This window comes from Nostoc sp. (genome assembly GCF_036917635.1).
Taxonomy (GTDB): domain Bacteria; phylum Cyanobacteriota; class Cyanobacteriia; order Cyanobacteriales; family Nostocaceae; genus Nostoc.
Map to the genome: position 1 here is coordinate 52,472 of NZ_JBALCW010000037.1, position 19,537 is coordinate 72,008.

Annotated in this window: 16 protein-coding genes and 1 tRNA gene; 5 read left to right on the forward strand and 12 right to left on the reverse strand. The window is 39.9% G+C overall.

Annotation, left to right across the window (positions count from 1 at the left end; genetic code table 11):
- Positions 1-283 precede the first annotated feature (283 nt).
- Entirely contained in the window at positions 284-1,687 is a 1,404-nt protein-coding gene (locus V7K32_RS10195) for a hypothetical protein (RefSeq protein WP_334992714.1), read from the forward strand.
- A gap of 80 nt (positions 1,688-1,767) precedes the next feature.
- Here the strand turns inward: V7K32_RS10195 and V7K32_RS10200 are convergent, their stop codons facing one another.
- The 8 genes from V7K32_RS10200 to V7K32_RS10235 form a co-directional block, all read right to left on the reverse strand.
- Positions 1,768-2,070 carry a hypothetical protein gene (locus V7K32_RS10200; protein WP_334992716.1) on the reverse strand — a complete coding sequence of 101 codons (303 nt, stop codon included), beginning with the start codon at positions 2,068-2,070 and terminating at the stop codon, positions 1,768-1,770.
- A 575-nt stretch (positions 2,071-2,645) separates the two neighbouring features.
- A complete protein-coding gene (gene coaE, locus V7K32_RS10205) occupies positions 2,646-3,242 on the reverse strand; it encodes a dephospho-CoA kinase (RefSeq protein ID WP_334992718.1) in 597 nt (198 codons plus the stop codon).
- 42 nt (positions 3,243-3,284) lie between these two features.
- Positions 3,285-4,931 (reverse strand): uroporphyrinogen-III C-methyltransferase, encoded by a 1,647-nt coding sequence (gene cobA / locus V7K32_RS10210; RefSeq protein WP_334992720.1) that lies wholly within the window; start codon positions 4,929-4,931, stop codon positions 3,285-3,287.
- A 208-nt stretch (positions 4,932-5,139) separates the two neighbouring features.
- Positions 5,140-6,348, reverse strand: coding sequence for a tetratricopeptide repeat protein (locus V7K32_RS10215; protein ID WP_334992722.1), 1,209 nt, complete (start codon positions 6,346-6,348; stop codon positions 5,140-5,142).
- 23 nt (positions 6,349-6,371) lie between these two features.
- The gene (locus V7K32_RS10220) at positions 6,372-6,644 is read right to left on the reverse strand and encodes a hypothetical protein (RefSeq protein WP_334992724.1); all 273 of its coding nucleotides are present in this window, start codon (positions 6,642-6,644) and stop codon (positions 6,372-6,374) included.
- A gap of 409 nt (positions 6,645-7,053) precedes the next feature.
- On the reverse strand, positions 7,054-9,207 hold the full coding sequence (locus tag V7K32_RS10225) for a hybrid sensor histidine kinase/response regulator (RefSeq protein ID WP_334992726.1): 2,154 nt from the start codon (positions 9,205-9,207) through the stop codon (positions 7,054-7,056).
- A 275-nt stretch (positions 9,208-9,482) separates the two neighbouring features.
- Positions 9,483-9,956 (reverse strand): tetratricopeptide repeat protein, encoded by a 474-nt coding sequence (locus V7K32_RS10230; RefSeq protein WP_334992728.1) that lies wholly within the window; start codon positions 9,954-9,956, stop codon positions 9,483-9,485.
- 3 nt (positions 9,957-9,959) lie between these two features.
- Positions 9,960-10,952 (reverse strand): homogentisate phytyltransferase, encoded by a 993-nt coding sequence (locus V7K32_RS10235; RefSeq protein WP_334992731.1) that lies wholly within the window; start codon positions 10,950-10,952, stop codon positions 9,960-9,962.
- 420 nt (positions 10,953-11,372) lie between these two features.
- On the opposite strand from V7K32_RS10235, the gene V7K32_RS10240 reads away from it, so the two are divergent.
- Positions 11,373-11,993 carry a hypothetical protein gene (locus tag V7K32_RS10240; protein ID WP_334992733.1) on the forward strand — a complete coding sequence of 207 codons (621 nt, stop codon included), beginning with the start codon at positions 11,373-11,375 and terminating at the stop codon, positions 11,991-11,993.
- 30 nt (positions 11,994-12,023) lie between these two features.
- Here V7K32_RS10240 and cobA (V7K32_RS10245) read toward each other — a convergent pair whose 3' ends face one another.
- The 3 genes from cobA (V7K32_RS10245) to V7K32_RS10255 all read right to left on the reverse strand — a co-directional run bounded on the left by cobA (V7K32_RS10245) (position 12,024) and on the right by V7K32_RS10255 (position 14,228).
- Positions 12,024-12,803, reverse strand: a complete 780-nt coding sequence (gene cobA / locus V7K32_RS10245; RefSeq protein ID WP_334992735.1) for a uroporphyrinogen-III C-methyltransferase — start codon at positions 12,801-12,803, stop codon at positions 12,024-12,026.
- Complete coding sequence (locus tag V7K32_RS10250) at positions 12,804-13,550, reverse strand: sirohydrochlorin chelatase (RefSeq protein ID WP_334992737.1); 747 nt, start codon at positions 13,548-13,550, stop codon at positions 12,804-12,806.
- 294 nt (positions 13,551-13,844) lie between these two features.
- A complete protein-coding gene (locus tag V7K32_RS10255) occupies positions 13,845-14,228 on the reverse strand; it encodes a DUF4359 domain-containing protein (protein WP_334992739.1) in 384 nt (127 codons plus the stop codon).
- A 123-nt stretch (positions 14,229-14,351) separates the two neighbouring features.
- On the opposite strand from V7K32_RS10255, the gene V7K32_RS10260 reads away from it, so the two are divergent.
- The 3 genes from V7K32_RS10260 to V7K32_RS10270 all read left to right on the forward strand — a co-directional run bounded on the left by V7K32_RS10260 (position 14,352) and on the right by V7K32_RS10270 (position 18,635).
- Positions 14,352-14,424, forward strand: a tRNA-His gene (locus V7K32_RS10260).
- Between the two features lie 1,324 nt (positions 14,425-15,748).
- On the forward strand, positions 15,749-18,169 hold the full coding sequence (locus tag V7K32_RS10265) for a sucrose synthase (RefSeq protein WP_334992741.1): 2,421 nt from the start codon (positions 15,749-15,751) through the stop codon (positions 18,167-18,169).
- Between the two features lie 283 nt (positions 18,170-18,452).
- Positions 18,453-18,635 carry a hypothetical protein gene (locus V7K32_RS10270; protein WP_334992743.1) on the forward strand — a complete coding sequence of 61 codons (183 nt, stop codon included), beginning with the start codon at positions 18,453-18,455 and terminating at the stop codon, positions 18,633-18,635.
- Between the two features lie 291 nt (positions 18,636-18,926).
- Here the strand turns inward: V7K32_RS10270 and V7K32_RS10275 are convergent, their stop codons facing one another.
- Complete coding sequence (locus V7K32_RS10275) at positions 18,927-19,481, reverse strand: peptidoglycan-binding domain-containing protein (protein ID WP_334992745.1); 555 nt, start codon at positions 19,479-19,481, stop codon at positions 18,927-18,929.
- Positions 19,482-19,537 lie beyond the last annotated feature (56 nt).

The following is a 19,537-nucleotide window of genomic DNA, read 5'->3' on the forward strand; positions in this document are numbered from 1 at the left end:
ATGATATTACCTATCATTGAGGTTTCTTCTGATTGAGCTTCTTTAAGGGACTTCCAAATAAAAAAATACTCAACTACTTATTGTGGGGCGGGCGAGACGCCCACCCTTGTATATGGGCGGGCGAGACGCCCACCCCACAAGATTGGGTAATTTATTTGTTGGAAGTCCCTAAAGCTATTTTATAAATAGTTACTTAATGTGATCTTTGCGAATAGATATGAGGAATAAGTTTCACCAAAAGATATGCTGTTAAGTAGCACTTTGATCACAAATAATTTGTCTAATGAAAAATACTTCTGCAAAGGAAAAACTTACAGTTATTCCCCAATTTGGCAAGGCTAATTTCCGACTCACGAAGAAAAAGATTTTATTTACTATCCTGATTTTCTGCCTTGGTTTGGCGGGAATGGGTGGTTTATGGTTTAAGTCCAGATATCAATTTGATAATAAGATGAGTGTCAAACTCCAAGAATTATCTAATGTCGATTATCCAGCAAATCCCGCACCATTAGGCAAAAATTTTCAAAGATATTCTCAGAGAAAATTAACAGTTATTAAGAGAGATGATACACATTTCGATTTTGTGCTTGAGCCAACAGATAAAAAAACGGCACAAATAATTATAAAAAATGTTGATTTAGAGCTATTAGTCCCTAAAGCACCCAAATGGGTTAAAAAAGATCAAGGTTTAGAAAGAATCGCTTTTACAGACCGGGAGTGGAACAGACAACAGGTTAGTTTTCCTGCTAATTCTAAAAATATAGAAATTACCGGAGGAGACGGTTTTGAAAAGCAAAACCTGGTAGAGATCGCTTTGGCTAATAATTGCCTAAATGCCGGATTTTGGGAAATTTTACTTTTCACTAAAGAGGATGATAAGAAATCTCTTTATTATCAAAATTGGTTTACCTTCCCCATAGGACATTACAAAAATATTTTTGAAAAAATTAACAATATTTCTTATTGGGAGCATTGGTGGAAATTGGAACACTGGCAAGATCCAAGTGGCACGATAGTAAAGACTAATCTTCTGAGAAAAGTAATTGATCAAAAGGAAATTGCTACTCAGTTTCCACTTGATGAAAGGATAATTGTATCAGGAGAGCAAAGCAGAAAAGTTAGAACTACGTTAGCGACCAATCTCAGAACATGGAGAGATTTTTACGACCCTAAAAATGAAATAAAATTTGCAACTTTTCGGAGTCCAGGATTTTACGATCAAAGTAAACCTTGGGGAAATCAATACTGGAGAATAGGCAAGTTTGACAAAGCCATTTTAAGGAACATTAAACCGATTGGTGTTGAAGAAAATTTACAGGAAATTGAATTAGTATTCACAGATACTAAGACTAGTGAACAAAATAGATTATTAATCAGTGGAGTTAATCTTAAAAAGCTTCCTCAATTGCCTGTAGCAGACTATCCTAAAGGCTTATATATGCCGATGGGAATTGGGATACCTCCTTTTTATCAAAGCTACGATGACTTAACAAAAAGTCATCCAGATGTCAGCCCCTACTTCAGCGTTTTAGTAGATTCACAAGAACGTTGGATAGATCATCACCACTTAGCAGTTGATGGTTCAGTGATGCACCTTGATAAAGAGAACCCAAATCTTTTGCATCTTTACTTGCTATCCTACGAAAGGAATACTTTGATAGCTCATTTTTTGATAAATCTAAAATAGATACATCACTTCTCTTATTCTCTAGTAAGAGAAGGAAAATCTTCCCCGATGAAATTGAAGCAACTGGTTGACTTGAATATTTAGTCAGCCAGTTTTTTTAGTAAAGCTATCCACATATCAGATGGATCAGAGTAGTAATCAATTTCTTCAACTTGATATTGATAAGATCCACAATCTTGTCGTAAAATAATGCGATCGCAAGGTTTAATACCTCGCCCTATTCCAGTCATGTAGCCGATTATTCCTTCATTGAGGTGTTCAAATACGTAGTCGATTCCCCAAAGTTGTTGGCTGTAATCGTGTATTTTATTCTTGTTTTTTAATTTCTTTGTTGGAGAGCTAACTAGAGCTAATTTATTTAAAAAACTAAAACTTAAGTTCATATCTGTTCTGATTTTAAATAAGGTAGTTAATAACAATTTAAAAATCAAACTAATAATTCATTCAAAAGCCATTTTGTTTTAGACTTAATTCTGAGATATTAATTTTTAATTGATTTGAAATTGGATTTTCTGTGAAATAAAGCATTGATGTCATTAATGAGCCTATCTGTATCAGGCAAAAATTCACTGTTACTAATGCTATTGATTAGTTAATTACCTTCTATTTTGAGTATTTTTACTAATCCTAAATAATTTACAAGAAAATTTATCCCTCGGCTAAAGCCTTCCCCCCAAACCATTAGGGGGACTATAGGCGATCGCAACAAGTTCAAGTTCTCACGAATAATTTAGGATTGCTATAATACAATAACAGAAGTGATAGCAGCTATTTTTTTCCGATTCACTTAAATTTACAGTAGGATAAACCGCAGCTTCAACTGTAAAACCACCGAATTATGGGACAGAATGTGGTTAGATATGAGTGTTTTGGATTAACTAGATAATATTCATTATTAAAAATTTTATGTCTTGAGAATATTGTTGATGTATAATTTATTTTTTAATCTTAAAAATATCTAGTCTCTACTTGGGGTTTTTAGAGCTACATCTATTTGTTTCAGTAGTACTTCTTGGGTGGAAGAGTTATCTAAAACGACATCTGCATGAGCAGCTTTTTCTTCGATAGATAATTGGCTGTTGATCCGGGCTTCTGCCTGTTCTCTATTTAAATGGTTTCGTTGGATCAATCTTTGTAGTTGTTGCTCTTGGGAACAACGCACTACCCAAATTTCTGTAACCAAATCAGTCATCCCAGCTTCAAATAATAAAGGCACTACTAACACCAGTGTTTGTGAAGAGGATTGGGCAATTGCTTTGAGGAAGCTTCCGCGCACATCAGGATGAATCAAATCCTCTATCCAGTTGCGTTCATCTTGGCGATTAAAGATAATTTCGCCTAGCTTTTGGCGGTTGAGGCTACCATCTGGTAGTAAAATTTGTTCGCCATAACGTTGAGCGATCGCACCCAGAATAGGCGAACCTAAAGATACTGCCTCTCTAGCATAAATATCTGCATCCAAAATCGGCAGGTTATAAACGCTAGCTAAATAATTGCTGACAGTGGTTTTGCCTGTAGCAATACCTCCGGTTAAGCCGATTATACGTTTTGTCATTTGTCATTTGTTAATATAGCGCTTGTCCCTCATCTCTCTCATCTAATAATTTGTTGCCCATGTTATCAGTGCTTGGGTTAAACCATCTAAAGTATATTCTTGGGCTTCTACATCTACACGTCCGAATAAAGTATGACAAGTTTGAGAGGTTTGGGGACCGATGGAGGCAATACAAACTCCTTCTAAGAATTGGCTAGAATCAGAGTTGTTGGAAAATATATTGTTAGTAAGTTGACAGAAAAATTGTACAGTTTTAGAACTGGCAAAAGTAATCACATTTATCTTGCGGTTTTGGAGAGCTAATTCTGCCGCAGGTGGAATACCATTAGGACAACAAGATTGATATGCAGCAATTTCAATTACCTTTGCTCCCTTGAGAGTTAATTCCTTAACTAAAACTTCTCTACCGCCGCTTTCAACTCTGGGAAATAAAACTTTTTTACCATCCAGTAAATCTGGAAAATTTTCCACTAAAGAATCGGCAACAAAATTGGGGGGAATAAAATCTGGTTGAAGAGAGCGTTGTTTAAGACTTTGGGCTGTTTTCTCACCAACAACGGCAATTTTCACCCCAGCTAAGGCGCGGGTATCTTTACCTTGGGTACTTAGCCTTTCAAAAAAGTAGTCTATGCCATTGGTAGAAGTGAAAATTAACCAGTCGAAGTGAGATAAATGAGCGATCGCATTATCCAAAGCTTCCCAACTGGAGGGCGGGCCGATTTCTAAGGTAGGCATTTCGATGACTGTTGCACCTGATGCCATGAGGCGATCGCTAAATTGGCTCGACTGTCCCACTGAACGTGTCACCAGAATTGTTTTGCCAGTCAAGGGAAGAGGAGATGAGGGAGGGAAGTTACTTAACATAAATTGCGTTGTGGGAGTATTCTGGTTCTCAGGCAGAACCGGGGAATGCTTTTCTCCAGACTCCGGCCTGATAATTTCGTCTAAATATATATTCTCAGGTTGTAAGTACTTGCGTAGCCCGACAACTTCGCCAATTACAATTACTGCTGGAGAAAGTGATAATTTCGTGGTTTGTTCTATAATATTGCCCAGTTGTGCTGTCCAAATTTGTTGATTAGGAGTTCCTGCCCAACGGATGATCGCAATGGGTGTTAAGTGCGATCGCCCGTGTCGCACCAGTTGATGTACAATTTCTGGCAGATGTTGCCCTCCCATCAAAATTACCAGTGTCTCTAGCCGTGAGAGTGCCTCCCAGTCTAAAACTTCTGGTTCATGAGCTGTAAGCACTGCAAAAGTGCGACTCAACACCGGATCTGTGAGGGGAATTCCTGCTAACAAAGGTGCTGCAAGGGCTGAGGAAATTCCTGGTACTAGTTCAAAATCACAACCAGATGCTTTGAGTGCTTTAATTTCGGAAGTACAACGCCCAAAAATTAACGGATCGCCTGATTTTAGCCGTACAACTTGTTTCCCTTGCTGGCAATGCTTTACCAGTAACTTGTTAATCTCAGCTTGGTTTGTACTGGGTTTACCACCGCGTTTCCCAACATCTAACTTCAAACAATCAGGCGGTACGCACTGCAATAATTGAGCATCTACCAGGGCATCGTAAACTAAAATCTGAGCATTAGCTAAGAGATTGTAAGCTTTTACCGTCAGGTATGCCACATCTCCAGGTCCAGCACCTACGAGGTAAACTTTACCCTTTTCTTGAGTCTTAGTCATTTGTCATTTGTCAATAGTTATTCTTCCTGTGCTTCTTTCCTAGTCCCCAATCCCCAGTCCCCAGTCCCATTAGACATATCCAGAAATTAAATATGCGTAACCTGAAACCCTTGTATAGACGCGAAATTGCACTTCTCTACGAGACGCTCCGCGAACGTGCCGCTACGAAGAAAGCGTCTCTACATTCATTGTCGGAGATGTCTATTATTCAATTCGTTCGGATATTCATTTTTTCGATTAGCTGATCAATTTGCTCAACCATCTCTTTATTTTCCTCAGCTTGGAATAAGTCTCTGGCTTTTTTGAGATTAACGATCGCTTCTTCTAGCTGTTGTTCTCTTCCCAAAGCGATCCCCAAATTATAGTAAGTTAATGCATCATTAGGTACAAGGCTAATGGCTTTTTTGTAATGTGCGATCGCTTCTTGTGGTTTACCTTGATCGTCCATCGCATTTCCCAAACCTGTATAAGCTTGTGCATGTTTGGGATCGAGGCGAATTGCTTCGGTATAGTCGGCGATTGCTTCTGTTAACTTGCCTTGAGCGTAAAAAGCACTTGCTAAATTATAGTGAGCGTCTGCATAGTTGGGATCGAAGCCGATGGCTTTTTGGTAATGTGCGATCGCTTCCTCTAGTTTGCCTTGAGCGTAGAGAATATTTCCTAAGGCATTATAACCTGCGGGATTTTTTGGAGCGAGGTGAATCGCTGCTGTATATTCGGCGATTGCTTCTGTTGGCAATCCTATAGCATACAAGGCATTCCCTAAGTAATAGTGAGCCTCTGCATATTTGGGATCAAAACTAATGGATTTTTTGTACTGAGTAACTGCTTCTGCTAGCTCACCTCGATCATACAGAGTATTTCCCAGACGCGTGTAAGTTGGGGCATAATTGGGTTTGAGGCGAATCGCTGCTGTATATTCGGTGGCTGCTTCTGTTAGCTTGCCTTGAGCGTAGAGAGCATTTCCTAAGTTATAATGAGCGTCTGCATAGTTGGCATCAAGGCTAATAGCTATTTTATATTGTGCGATCGCCGCTTCTAACTGATTCAGTCTTGCTAAAGTCAAACCTAAATTAAAGTATGCTCCAGAGTTTTTAGAATCGAGGCTAATGGCTTTTTTGTAATGTGCGATCGCTTCTTCTGGTTTACCTTGATCGTCGAGAGTATTTGCCAAGGCAATATAAGCTTGGGCAAAGTTCGGTTCTAGTTCAATTGCTTTCCGAAAAGCCACCTCTGCTCTTTTGAAATCTCCTTGTTTGTAGAGATTGGTTCCTTGCTCAAAGTTAGCAACTGCTGCTTGATTTGAGCCGGGAATTTTTGATAAAACAACGCCAATATCTTTACCAAAGGCAGTATTCCCATTACTCAAACACAAGCAGATAATAGTTGCTATCAGTAGATTCTTCTTTTTCAGCATTTTTATTACCTTGTCTGCTTGGTTTACATGTAATATCGAGTGCGGCTAATTGCCATCGTAAAAACACCCCAGATCCTCGCTGTTTGCGGTGCTACACTATACCACACAAGTCTTGCCGCAGCCATATCTTTATTAATAAATCTGGCACTGTTTTCTATCCCGCCTCGGAATGAATTCCAAGTCTCATAGCTGAAGTCCACGCTTTGTGGACTTTCGCTATCAGCCCTGAACTTCAGTTCTGGGCGGGATGTCGGTAAGGGACATCCAAATAAAAAAATGTCCCAAAATTGACGCAAAAACCCTCTCTATTTCTCCTCTCTCTGTGTTCTCTGTGGCTAATAAGGTTCGTTTCTTTGGATAATTTATTTCTTAGAAGTCCCTAAGTGTGATTTCACTCTGACAAAAATGTGGGTAGAGAATTTTTCAACTTGTGCATACACAGCAGGCTTGCCAAGAGCGGAGTAAAAGCGTACCTTTGGCGCAATTATACCAGGAATTATAAGTGATTAACCTAACATGATACAAGTCCTGAGCAATCCTAAATGAGCCGTGAAAATCTCCAATTCCTCTCCCATGCTTTGGAGAGGGAAGCCGGAGGCAGGGTGAGGTTTTATATTTAATTTGACCCACTTACTTATAATCTCATGTAAATGTCCATTTATACATACAATCGATAGAGCTTTATTAAAAGTAAAAAGTCCTTTTTTAGGTAATTGCTGACATTTTTGCTTCAACAAGTTCAGCAATGGCTAAAATTAATTTTTCTGGGTTAAAAGGCTTGGCTAAATGCATCTGAAACCCAGCTTTTAGTGCTTCTTGCTCGTCATCGTTTCTAGCAAAAGCAGTCAAGGCGATTGCTGGAATTTGTCCACCTTGTTCTGGTGTCCAAGTTCTCACTTGACGGATGAACATATAGCCATCCATATCAGGCATACTAATATCACTGATTAACACATCTGGCTTTACCTCTGCTAAGGTTTGTAATGCTTCATTAGGAGAAGATAAAGCGATAACAAAAGCCCCATCTTGCTCTAATACAAAAGCAGCAAAATCTAGCGAATCAGTATCATCATCGACAACTAAAACCCGAATGCCAGCCAGAGGTAAAGACTTAGGAGTTAATAATACAGGGTAGTTTTGTTCATCCATCAGGTTTGGGCTTTCATCTTGCAGAAGCGGCAAACTAACAGTAAACGTTGCCCCTTTGCCTTCACCGTGGCTATCTGCTTTGACAATGCCGCCATGTATCTCGATGATATTACGCACAATTGCTAATCCCAGTCCTAATCCACCAAAACTTCTCGTAGATGTGCTATCTGCTTGGCGGAAGTAATCAAATACGAATGGCAAAAACTCAGCGCTAATTCCCTTACCTGTATCGCTAACTACGATTTGAGCATAGCCATCAGCTTGCTTTAGTCGTACTTCTACCTTTCCTCCCTTGGGTGTAAATTTGATAGCGTTAGAGAGGAGATTCCAAACGACTTGCTGCAAACGAGTAGAGTCGCCCATAACTTCCCCCATCAGGGGTTCAAATACTGTAGTTACCTCAATCAACTTTGCTTCGGCGGCTAAACGCATTGTCTGTAGTGCGGATAATATTGTAGACTCTAGATTAATCTTCGTAATATCCAGCGTCAGTTTGCCCTGTAAAATTCTGGAGATATCAAGCAAGTCTTCAATGAGTTGAACCTGTAAGGTAGCATTCCGCTCGATTGTGGCTAGTGCTTCAGATGTTTTTGCTTGGTTTAACCTGCCGATTTGCAACAACTTTGACCAGCCGAGAATTGCGTTTAGTGGAGTGCGTAATTCGTGAGACAGGACGGCCAGAAATTCATCTTTAATTCGATTGGCTGTTTCTGCTTTAGCTCGTGCTATTTGTTCTAATTCTAGCAGATGCGCCCGTTCTTCAAGTATTTGTTTTTGTTCGTGGATATCTGTACATGTTCCAAACCACTTCACTACAATACCTTGCTCATCTTTGAGTGGTAAACCTCGCGCTAGCTGCCAACGATAGCAGCCATCAGAAGCCCGTTTAAAGCGATATTCATTGTTATATATCGTACTATCTTTTACAGCATTAGACCAAACTTCATCAGCATTTTGGATATCATCTGGATGCAATGCAGCCAACCAACCAGAACCCAAGGACTGCTCTAATGTTAGCCCAGTGTATTCGCACCAATTTTGATTAAAAAACTCACATTCACCGTTAGGATTAGTTGTCCATACAAGTTGAGGAATTGCTTCAGCCAAGTAACGGTAGCGTTCTTCACTTTGTCGAAGAATTTCTAAGATGCGTTGGCGTTCAAGGATTTCTTGTTGTAATTGCTCGTTGGTTTGGGTAATTTCATTGGTGCGAACAGCAACCATTTCTTCAAGGTGATTCTGGTATTTTCGTAGTTCCTCCTCTACCCGTAAGCGTTCGGCTATTTGTGTTTGAAGTTCTTGATTTGCTTGTTCTGATTGAACTGGGCTAGGAAGTGCCAGTGCTTGGGGAACTAGAGGTAGAAGTTGTATTGCTGTAATTACGGATATTGTTGCAGTTACTGCTTTGACAAACCCCGACACCCAATAAGTTGGATGCCAAAGCGTCCAAATCTCTATTAAATGAGTGGTGCCGCAAGCTACGATAAATGCACTAAACAGGAGAAAAATCCAATCAAAGGGCAAATCCTGCCGCTTGCGGACAAAATAAAAGAGTGTAGCTGGAATCGAGTAATAAGCTAGTGCTATGAATGCATCAGATAATATGTGTAACCAAACTAAATTCGTTTGCCATAGATAGCAGTGTCCATGTGGAATAAATGATCCTGTTGTAAAAAAATTAGTCCACAATTCTGATATCATGTCTGACATAAACACTTTCTTTTTTTGAATCTATAGAATCTACTACTAAATTACTTCATCCTCTAAACCCTAAATCAATTCATTGTGGCTATGGAACTGATAGCGCATCAAGTTGCAATTTTAAGGGCTACGAAGGCAGTGGTCAAACTTGCGAAACCTGCGGATAGAATTACGGCATAAACTGGAAAATTGCAAAACAAAAACCATTCTCAGCATCATGAGGAAAATGGTAAAAAATTAGGAGACAGAACAGGTAAATTAAATCCCCGTAATTCTAACTTAACTTAAGATTTACTGGACTTCTCACTCATTTTATCTAACAGTTCAGTGATTTTTTTAGCTTTTTCAGGTTGGCGTCGTTTTTGCAATAAATCTTTAGCTTGTCGCAGGTTAATTTTAGCTTCATCTTCTCGCTCTTGCTGCATGAGAATATTTGCTAGACGCAAGTAAGCATCAGGGTTTTTGGGGCTGCGGCGAATCACTTCCCGGAATAATTCTGTTGCTTCCTCTACTTGTCCTTGCTGGTTTAAAACATCTCCCAAAAACAAGCGCACCACATCATTAGTAGAATTCAGGGAAATCACCTTACGAAACGCCGCTTCTGCACCTTGGTAATCTTTTGCTTGAGCAAGATTGATTCCTTTTTGAAACAAGTCTGAGGTAATCAAGGTTTTCCAAGCGAAATAGCCAAGAATTGACAGACTAAGAACAACTACAACAGTAGCAATAATAGAACTAGTAGGAAAGGTTTCTAGCATTGTCTAAGCCAAAAGGCAGGCGATAGGAAAAATCAGATATTCGATAAAAAATAGTTTCCAGATAAATTGGTAGAATTGAGCGATCGCACTTTTATCTTGTAAGTCTACCGCCAAACTCCGCAACCACAGCCAAACTAGCAGCGCTAAATGAGTAATTACCAGAAATATGGGGTTAACTGAGGCTACATGTAGTACACCAACCAGAATTACCCCCAAGTAACAGGCAGTTATCACCCAAAGAGCTAGATTAAACACAGCTTGCGAACCGAGTTTGATAGTGAAAGTAGAGATATTATAGAGGCGATCGCCTTCCATATCTGGTATATCTTTAAATATAGCGATCGCAAAGGTAAACACCAAGATAAATAACGTCAGCACCCACACCACAGGCGGAATTACTTGGCTTTGTTTCAGCACCCAACTATAGTGCAAATACAATCCTAAATTAACAATCGTGCCGCGCACCGAAAAAATGCACAGCGCTGCCCAAAATGGGAACTGTTTCAAGCGAATTGGTGGTAAAGAATAAGCAGTACCAATGGCCAAACTAATTCCTACCATGCCAAATAAGAATGGCCCAGTTAGCCACGCCACAACTAGCGCCAAAATCCCAGTCAAAGCGACAATTAATTGCCCCGTCTGTTGGGAAAACTCACCTGATGCCAACGGTAAATGAGGCTTATTAATCTTGTCAATATCAACATCTTCTAATTGATTCAGCCCCACAATATAGACATTGCCACACAGACAAGCAATCCATGCACCTAAGACGGGGAGTAGCGAATAGGGAGTAGGCTTGCCGTGAGCGTAGCCGAACGGGAATAGGGAATGAGTAGGATTACTAATCGCAATGGCAATAAAATACAAACCCAACACACTCAGACTTGTACCAATAATCGTGTGAGGGCGAGAGAATTTCCAAAAAGCGTATAACCAATGGAAATATGATTGAGCGGGTTTGCGGGGCATTGGGCTGTTTTGAAAACTCTGGCTCATGAGTACCTTAGATTCAGTATCCGGCTTATTGTTAACCCTGACTTTTCACGGGATTTAGAAAACCTTACTTCTGCTCTCTTTTGTTGTTGAGAAGTTTTGAACGAAGAGGCAGGGGGTTAGGTTTGGCGTTAATTTTCCCACATAACCTAAATTGTCAGATTGTTAACCATTGTCACAGAATTTGGTCATTAACAAGAGGCAAGGCTTTGGAGGCATTGTATTTTGTAGGGGATGTAGCGGCGGCTTAAACCCTTGCCACAGAACGTCTTCATGCTACTCAAGAAAATCAATCTACCCTATAAAAGAGCCTCTATCCCGAAAAAATTTAATAACCAAGCATAAAAATACTTCTTCCCGATTCTCGACTCGTACTCCCCATAACGGTACAATCTATCAGAAAAACAAATAAATAGTTAAATTATGACAGCTAATTTGACGTCTAAAGCCACATTTGACTTTGTAAGTGTGCTATCGCAAGCTGCGGCTGCCTATCGAGGACAGACAAGCACACCCCTTAGTCCTGAAATATTAGTAAATGCGTTGCTACAAGCAGAAAAATCTACCAAGCAGGAACGCTTAACTTATCCCTTTGAGTCTCTTGTGGGCAAATGGCAACTTTGCTTTGCCACTGGCACTAAGAAAGTCAGAGAGCGCGGCACAATTGTATTAGGCAAGGGTTTGTATGTACCCAAGTTCATAACAATCCATGTTTCCTTTAATGCCACATTAGAACAGGATTCAGACAGGGGCGAAATTAGTAATCAGGTTGAATTTGGCCCAGTTTTGTTGAACCTCACAGGCCCAGTGCAATATTTCAATAAGAAAAATTTATTGGCGTTTGACTTTAACCAAATGCTTATTAGTCTGTTTGGTCGTGTTGTTTATAACAGACCAATGCGTTCTGGTAAGGTTAAAATAGAAGATTTCTACAACCAACCCATAGCTAAACTACCTTTTTTTGGCTTCTTTTTAGTGACGGAAGATTTTATTGCAGCTCGTGGGCGGGCTGGAGGATTGGCATTTTGGATTCGAGAAACTTAAATACAGTGGATTTTAGATTTGCGCCAACCATCAAACTGGACGACAACTAGACAAAATACTGTGCATATTTACTACTTGTCCAATGACTGCGATCGCAGGGGCACCAAATCCAGTTTGCTCTACCTGCTCTACAATTGTCTCTAAAGTACCAATCAATTCTTCTTGTTCTGGGCGCGTACCCCAGCGCACTAAAGCAATAGGCGTTTCTAAATTCAACCCGGCGGCACTTAACTGTTCGACAATATAAGGGAGATTGTGAATTCCCATATAAATTACAATGGTTTCGGAACCGTGAGCGATCGCATTCCAATTAACTTGCGGTCTATACTTACCCGCCGCCTCGTGACCAGTAACAAATATAACTGAAGAACTATACAGCCGATGAGTCAATGGAATACCTGAGTATGCTGCGGCTGCAATACCCGATGTAATACCTGGCACAACTTCCGTTGAGATTCCCGCGTTGACTAATTCTTCCATCTCTTCGCCACCGCGACCAAAAATAAAAGGATCGCCACCCTTTAACCGCACCACAATTGCATGATTTTGCGCCTTTTCAATCAGCAATTGAGTTGTTTCTTCCTGGAACAGCGAATGTTTTCCCCTGCGCTTACCAGCGTTAATTTGCTCGGCTTGAGGATTAATCATTGCCAGAATTGGCGGACTCACTAAGGCATCATAGATAACTACATCTGCACATTCCAATAAACCTTTTGCCTTCAAGGTAATTAGTCCTGGATCTCCAGGCCCTGCACCTACTAAATAAACCTTTCCCAAATACTTGTTCTCCTGTTTTTCTGTGCGGTTCATCTATTTATCTGTTAATTCCCAAATTAGCTCGGCTAATTCTGCACTTGCTCCCAGAGGCTCTGCCAATTGGAAATTCACCGCAGAAAATTGTAATTTTAGCTCCTCTATTGAGGCTGCGATCGCATCGGTTATTCCACCAGCGAATAAAAAGTATGGTATAATTGCAATTTCTTTATAACCAGCAGCTACCAACTCTTTCACCCGCGATTCTAAACTACCAGGGACAGACCAATAAGCAGTCACCGCTGGCAAACTCGCCGCCATTGCTTCCACAGTTTCTTTAGAACCTGGGCGACGGCTACCATGAGCTAAGAGAATCCACGCTTCTGCTTTTATAGCAACTATTTGCTTTGCCAGCAATTTCTCTAAATTGGGGTGAGAACCTAAGTATGGTTGCAACTCAATTATGATATCCTGACCAATAGCCTGTTGTGCTAGTGCTACTTCGGCGGGAATATCTGTCATGACATGCACTCCCGGCAACAGAAATAGCGGTACAATTTTTAGGCGCTTTTGGTTTTGAGATGGTTTGCAATCGTCAAAAGCCCTCTTAGCAAATTCTTGAATCTGCTCGTGTAAAGGCTGAGGATTCATTTCCAAAGCAGCTATACCAACCAGATGTTCGCTATTTAATGCCTTGTGGCTTTCTGGCAATTTGTTATGTACTAGCTTTGCTAGTTGCTGCATAGCAATTTCTGGGCGGCGATCGCGACTTCCGTGAGATACTAGCAGATAGGCAGATGACATCGGCAAAGCTTAAACTCTCAGTGACTAATTATCATATTTTACTTAATATTAACCTGGTGGTAATAGTTACTCTGGTGATTATTGAAACTATTATCAATTACTATAGGATTTACGCAAAAGTTACGGAAATAACGAACCTTATTAGGTGCAGAGGACACGGAGAAATAATAGTTTGAGAGATATTTTGCGTAAGCCCTATCCTAAACAGAAGTATTCTTAATCACTTTTATAAGAACCTCCAAAAATCAAATTGACTATCACCTCCTGCTCCCTCATCTGCCCCTGCCGCTTACCTTATTGCTTTTCCGCAGTGTAAGTATAAAATTGATCAAAAGCTCCCACCGTTTCAAATTTGTAAGAAGGTATCCAAGAGTTTATTTTTAAATCTGTACGGTAAATGCTAAAAATAATATAATTTTGTCTTTCTGTAGTCTTAGAAAGAATTTCTTGGATTTGCGGGTTAGCCGAGTCAACCAACTTATCACAATTAAAATGGATTAAATTTTCTATAAGATTGGTGGTTTTTTTGCACACATCGGTTTTTAAGTATTCTGTCAGCCGTTGCACTGCATATTCTTCATACTCAACCTGACTAGGATTAGTCTTTGCCATTGCCACACCCAAGGCGGCGAGTCCTGCTGCTGCTCCAGTATATGCAATGATAGTTAAGGGTTTCATATTTGCCAAGTAAAATTCATTATAATTGTTAGATTCCAGAGACTCTAAATCAACTGAGTCCGTTCCTTAAAAAAAACTCTTGATCGCTTGCCAAATTATTGCTATAATTCAAATTGTTGAATGGCGAGCGTAGCCAAGTGGTTAAGGCAGTGGTTTGTGGTACCACCATTCGTGGGTTCAATTCCCATCGTTCGCCCTACATAATTTATATAGCGATCCATAAGTTCCTATAGAAGATTGGTTGTGGTTGTGAACATTCATAACCATTACTTTAGCAAGGATCTGCCATCTACGAGTTCGTGGACTTGGAAGGGTCGCAAACTGATTATTAATTATCAGATTAGCTTATAGATTAACTTGATGTATATAAGCGGTAAGATAGACGCAGTATTAAATTTTCAAAGTCTTACTGAAGCCCAAATGCTTTACCATAGTAAAACGTCCCTCGAAGCCTATCCATGCAAAGGTTCAGGAGTAGCGTATAACCGTGTGCGCGAATAGGCGGATAATTTAGGAACTGAGCAATAACGCCCATGTCCGAGATAGTTTGGACGGTAGCATCCCAATGAGTGCTTAAATCTTTTCCCTCACCCCCAGCCCCTCTCCCGATTCCGGGAGAGGGGAGACATAAGGGACTTCCAAGAAATAAATTACTCAAATAAACGAACCACTCCAGACGCAGAGAACACAGAGGAATAAGGAGGAGAAAGTTTTTTCGCCAGTTTTTTGGGTATTTTTTTATTTGTCAGTCCCTCAGGCGAGAGTCTACAGCAAAATCCTCGTTGAAGCGTGATTGTAGATTAAATTGCAGGATTGAAAAAACTTGTAGTTTCTTTTGGCAAATACGGTTTTATAATTCACTACATTATTCTTGAGGATGAAGTTGTTATTTTACGCCTCTATCACGGGCGAGAGAATAGACCTCATTACTATTAACTTTCAAAGGACAAAGTATTAAATTTTGTGTCAAATCTGGCAAAATAGATAATAGCAATACACTTACTCGTTAACCAAATTACGATAAGTTCAGCTACGATCAAAGTAGCAAAATAGCTCATCTATATTCACTATAAAAATCAATATTAATACCCTGTAAAAATTTAAAAAAATATTGATTTACAAGGGTTACAGAACTTGTAAGCTAAATCTTGACATTATGGAGATGCAGATAATCAGATACAGGTAAATAAATGATATAGTAAGGATTAGATTAAGCAGTTGAGGGCGTGACATATTGATTGTACGCTAAATCTAATAATGCAGTGATTTCATAACCTCTATCAAAAGAAATAAAAATTGTATTCCTTTAGTTAGATCCAAAAATACTAAGCCATAGATACTTTAGGTAAAGAAGAACACGATTTAAGTGCCTGCTGAAAAATTGATATTTGTAGGTACACAGATAAATACAATTTATCTGTGTTATTTCGTGTTTATATGTGGTCTAACAAAAGGTGGAGGCTTATTTGTCTCACCTTGAAAGTTAAACAATGCAAACATCGTTATCTAGTGGAGTTAATATGTCTGAATTGCTTCAAGCAGTCTTAGATAGTGAAGAAAGAAGTGATTTACGTTCCTTTCTTAGTGAATTACGCCAACAAGACAAGAAATACTTGCTACGAAACGACATCCTTAATGTATATAGTGAGTATTGCTCAAAATCTCAGAAAACCGAGGAATTTTATAGTACCTCTGAGTTAGGCAAATTGATTTATTATACTCAAGAAATTATTCAGGAGGAGTCAAATTTTTGTTTCATCATCCGTTCTAAGATTGCCAGCCAAGAAGTTTATTGGTTGACATCAGACTTGAGCATTGAGCCGATGACAGTACAGGATTTGCTGGATTTGCGCGATCGCTTGGTGAATAAATATCATCCCAACGAGGGCGACCTGCTAGAATTGGACTTCGGCCCTTTCTATGACTACACTCCAGTCATCCGCGACCCCAAAAATATTGGTAAGGGAGTACAATTTCTCAACCGCTATCTATCCAGCCAAATCTTTCAAGACTCTAAACAATTGCTGGACAGCTTATTGAATTTCTTGCGGCTGCACCACTACAACGGTGTACAACTGCTGCTTAACGATCGCATTCAATCACAGCAGCAACTTTCCGAGCAAGTTAAGAAAGCTATCGGTTTTGTTAATAATCGCCCCGATGATGAACCTTACGAACAATTCCGGTTTCAATTGCAGTCAATGGGTTTTGAACCCGGTTGGGGTAACACCGCAGGGCGAGTGCGCGAAACTTTAAATATTCTCGATGAATTGATTGATTCTGCCGATCCCCAGACCCTAGAAGCCTTCATTTCACGGGTGCCGATGATTTTTAAAATCGTCTTGGTGTCAGCTCACGGTTGGTTTGGGCAAGAGGGAGTTTTGGGTCGTCCCGATACCGGCGGTCAGGTAGTTTACGTCCTTGACCAAGCAAAGAGCCTAGAGAAGCAGCTACAAGAAGATGTCCTGCTTGCGGGTTTAGAGAAATTAAATGTCGAACCAAAAGTAATTATTCTCACCCGCTTGATTCCCAATAGTGATGGTACCCTTTGTAATCAACGGCTAGAAAAAGTCCACGATACCGAAAATGCCTGGATTTTGCGAGTCCCTTTACGGGAATTTAATCTTAATATGACTCAAAACTGGATTTCTCGGTTTGAGTTTTGGCCTTATCTAGAAACTTTCGCTATTGATTCAGAAAGAGAATTACGGGCAGAATTCCACGGCACACCTGACTTAATAGTTGGAAACTATACTGATGGTAATTTAGTAGCATTCTTGCTGGCGCGACGGCTGAAAGTTACCCAATGCAATATTGCCCATGCTTTGGAAAAATCGAAATACTTGTTCAGTAACCTCTACTGGCAAGAATTAGAGGATAAATATCATTTTTCATTGCAATTTACAGCAGACTTGATTGCAATGAATGCTGCCAATTTTGTTGTCAGCAGCACCTACCAAGAAATTGTGGGAACGCCGGATAGTGTGGGACAATACGAGTCTTATAAATGCTTCACCATGCCGGAGTTGTATCATGTAACTAATGGTATTGAATTATTTAGTCCCAAATTTAATGTCGTACCCCCTGGAGTAAATGAAAATAATTACTTCCCCTACACCCGAAATAAAGACCGGGTAGAGAGCGATTCCCAACGCCTTGCAGAAACACTCTTTACTCTGGAAGACCCCACGCAAATCTTTGGCAAACTCGACGATCCTAACAAGCGCCCTCTCTTCTCAATGGCGCGTCTTGACCACATCAAAAACCTCACAGGTTTAGCTGAATGTTATGGTCAAAGTAAAGAATTACAGGAGCATTGCAACTTAATTTTGGTGGCTGGTAAATTGCGCGTCGAAGAATCAGGCGACAACGAAGAACGCGACGAAATTATCAAACTCTACAAAATCATTGAGCAGTACAATCTCCACGGAAAGATTCGTTGGCTGGGTGTGCGCCTGACTAAAACTGATTCTGGTGAAATTTACCGAGTTATTGCCGATCGTCAGGGAATTTTTGTACAACCAGCTTTATTTGAAGCTTTCGGTTTGACAATTTTAGAATCGATGGTTTCAGGATTACCGACTTTTGCCACACAGTTTGGTGGTCCACTGGAGATTATTCAAAATAAGGTTAATGGCTTTTTGATTAACCCAACAAATTTAGATGAAACAGCCGCTAAAATTGTGGAGTTTATCACAAAATGCGAACAAAATCCTAACTATTGGAATGAAATTTCGCTGCGAGGAATTGACCGAGTTTACAGCACCTATACTTGGAAAATTCACACTAGCAAGCTCTTATCATTAGCACGAATTTATGGCTTCTGGAACTTTACCTCGAAGGAGAATAGGGAAGATTTATTACGTTATCTTGAGGCTTTGTTCTATTTAATTTACAAGCCAAGAGCGCAACAACTATTAGAGCAGCACAAGTACCGATAATAAGTTAGAAAGGATAAGCTGTTCTATATTTAACTCAATCCGCTTGGATTAGGGATTTTTGGTATGTAGAGAGTAGAGACGTTGTATTGCAACGTCTCTAGCATTGGATTTCGGGCTTAACTAAACCGTATAGTTAGAGGATCTAAATTGCCCTGGGCAAAAAGCTTTATTTATGTATCAACGCAATAATAAGAATTTACCTTTTGATTAGGAACTTCCAACAAATAAATTATCCAATCTTGTGGGGTGGGCGTCTCGCCCGCCCTAATCATGGGCGGACAAGATGTCCACCCCACAAGAAGTAGTTGAGTATTTTTTATTTGGAAGTCCCTTAGTGTTGCAGATCCGAAAGCGATATCTACAACGGGCTACGCCTACGATTGGGTTGGATACAATACCTCAGCAGTGCCAGCATTTCAATCAATGGTTAACGCGTCTTGAAAATATCAGCGGCGGTAACGGTTGAAGAGAATATATTGCCCTCAAAAGAGAGTGTAAATGTTATTTATGTACTCTATATTATAGAAAAACTTCAGCATTCTTACTAATTTACAAAAGTAATTTTCTCTTAGATTTTCATAAATGAATCAGGAATAATGAATAATAGGAAGTTTTATAACTCCTAATATCATGTCCGGCTAATTAGTTACAGTTAGCACATCTGTGCAAAAATTGGAAAACCCTCTTTCCCCCAGCAAGAACTGCCCTCTTGCAGTCTTAATGATAAGTCTTTAACCGGACACGATATAACTCCTAACTAAATTGTCAACGCCCGCCAGGTTTGTTGACCAACTACTCCATCGGTTGCTAAATTCTGCTGATTTTGAAAGGCTTTAACGGCTGTCTCTGTCAGTGCGCCATAAATCCCATCAACTCTGACGGCATAACCGTTAGCCACTAATAGCTGTTGCAAGGCTCTGACAGCAATACCAGAACTACCGAAATAAAGAGTCGGTAGAGGTTGGCTACTAAACTTCTGGAACTGTCCTGTAGCCTTTGTACCAACTTTACCTCCAGAGTGAGAATACTTATTAGATTCACCTAAGCTAGAAGAAGCTAGTCTTGGATTCTTTTTGCTGATTTTCTTAAGTATATGTTTTTTTTCTGGTGCGATCGCAGAAGGATAAGCTTGATAAATCACATCTGTCTGCATGAATTCAGGTGGTGTGACTTGAGCAGTTATCTCTAACTGACTTTGTTTTGACTGGTTTACGTCATTCTCCATCTGAACTAATTGCTGCTCTGGCAAATTGGCTCCAGATGCTTGTCTTATTGTTAACACGTCCGTCATCATCAGGCCAATTTCAGTCATTTTAATTCATTTTACTTCTTTGTCGTATTCTTGGAAAACGCATAATTTAACCTGAA

Coding starts and splice junctions, on each gene's coding strand:
- V7K32_RS10240 (WP_334992733.1), top strand. CDS start 11,373: ATGACAGCTAATTTGACGTCTAAAGCCACATTTGACTTTGTAAGTGTG.
- V7K32_RS10230 (WP_334992728.1), bottom strand. CDS start 9,956: ATGCTAGAAACCTTTCCTACTAGTTCTATTATTGCTACTGTTGTAGTT.
- V7K32_RS10215 (WP_334992722.1), bottom strand. CDS start 6,348: ATGCTGAAAAAGAAGAATCTACTGATAGCAACTATTATCTGCTTGTGT.
- V7K32_RS10275 (WP_334992745.1), bottom strand. CDS start 19,481: ATGACTGAAATTGGCCTGATGATGACGGACGTGTTAACAATAAGACAA.
- V7K32_RS10195 (WP_334992714.1), top strand. CDS start 284: ATGAAAAATACTTCTGCAAAGGAAAAACTTACAGTTATTCCCCAATTT.
- V7K32_RS10270 (WP_334992743.1), top strand. CDS start 18,453: ATGTCCACCCCACAAGAAGTAGTTGAGTATTTTTTATTTGGAAGTCCC.
- V7K32_RS10265 (WP_334992741.1), top strand. CDS start 15,749: ATGTCTGAATTGCTTCAAGCAGTCTTAGATAGTGAAGAAAGAAGTGAT.
- V7K32_RS10225 (WP_334992726.1), bottom strand. CDS start 9,207: ATGTCAGACATGATATCAGAATTGTGGACTAATTTTTTTACAACAGGA.
- V7K32_RS10250 (WP_334992737.1), bottom strand. CDS start 13,550: ATGTCATCTGCCTATCTGCTAGTATCTCACGGAAGTCGCGATCGCCGC.
- cobA (WP_334992720.1), bottom strand. CDS start 4,931: ATGACTAAGACTCAAGAAAAGGGTAAAGTTTACCTCGTAGGTGCTGGA.
- V7K32_RS10235 (WP_334992731.1), bottom strand. CDS start 10,952: ATGAGCCAGAGTTTTCAAAACAGCCCAATGCCCCGCAAACCCGCTCAA.
- V7K32_RS10255 (WP_334992739.1), bottom strand. CDS start 14,228: ATGAAACCCTTAACTATCATTGCATATACTGGAGCAGCAGCAGGACTC.
- coaE (WP_334992718.1), bottom strand. CDS start 3,242: ATGACAAAACGTATAATCGGCTTAACCGGAGGTATTGCTACAGGCAAA.
- V7K32_RS10200 (WP_334992716.1), bottom strand. CDS start 2,070: ATGAACTTAAGTTTTAGTTTTTTAAATAAATTAGCTCTAGTTAGCTCT.
- cobA (WP_334992735.1), bottom strand. CDS start 12,803: ATGAACCGCACAGAAAAACAGGAGAACAAGTATTTGGGAAAGGTTTAT.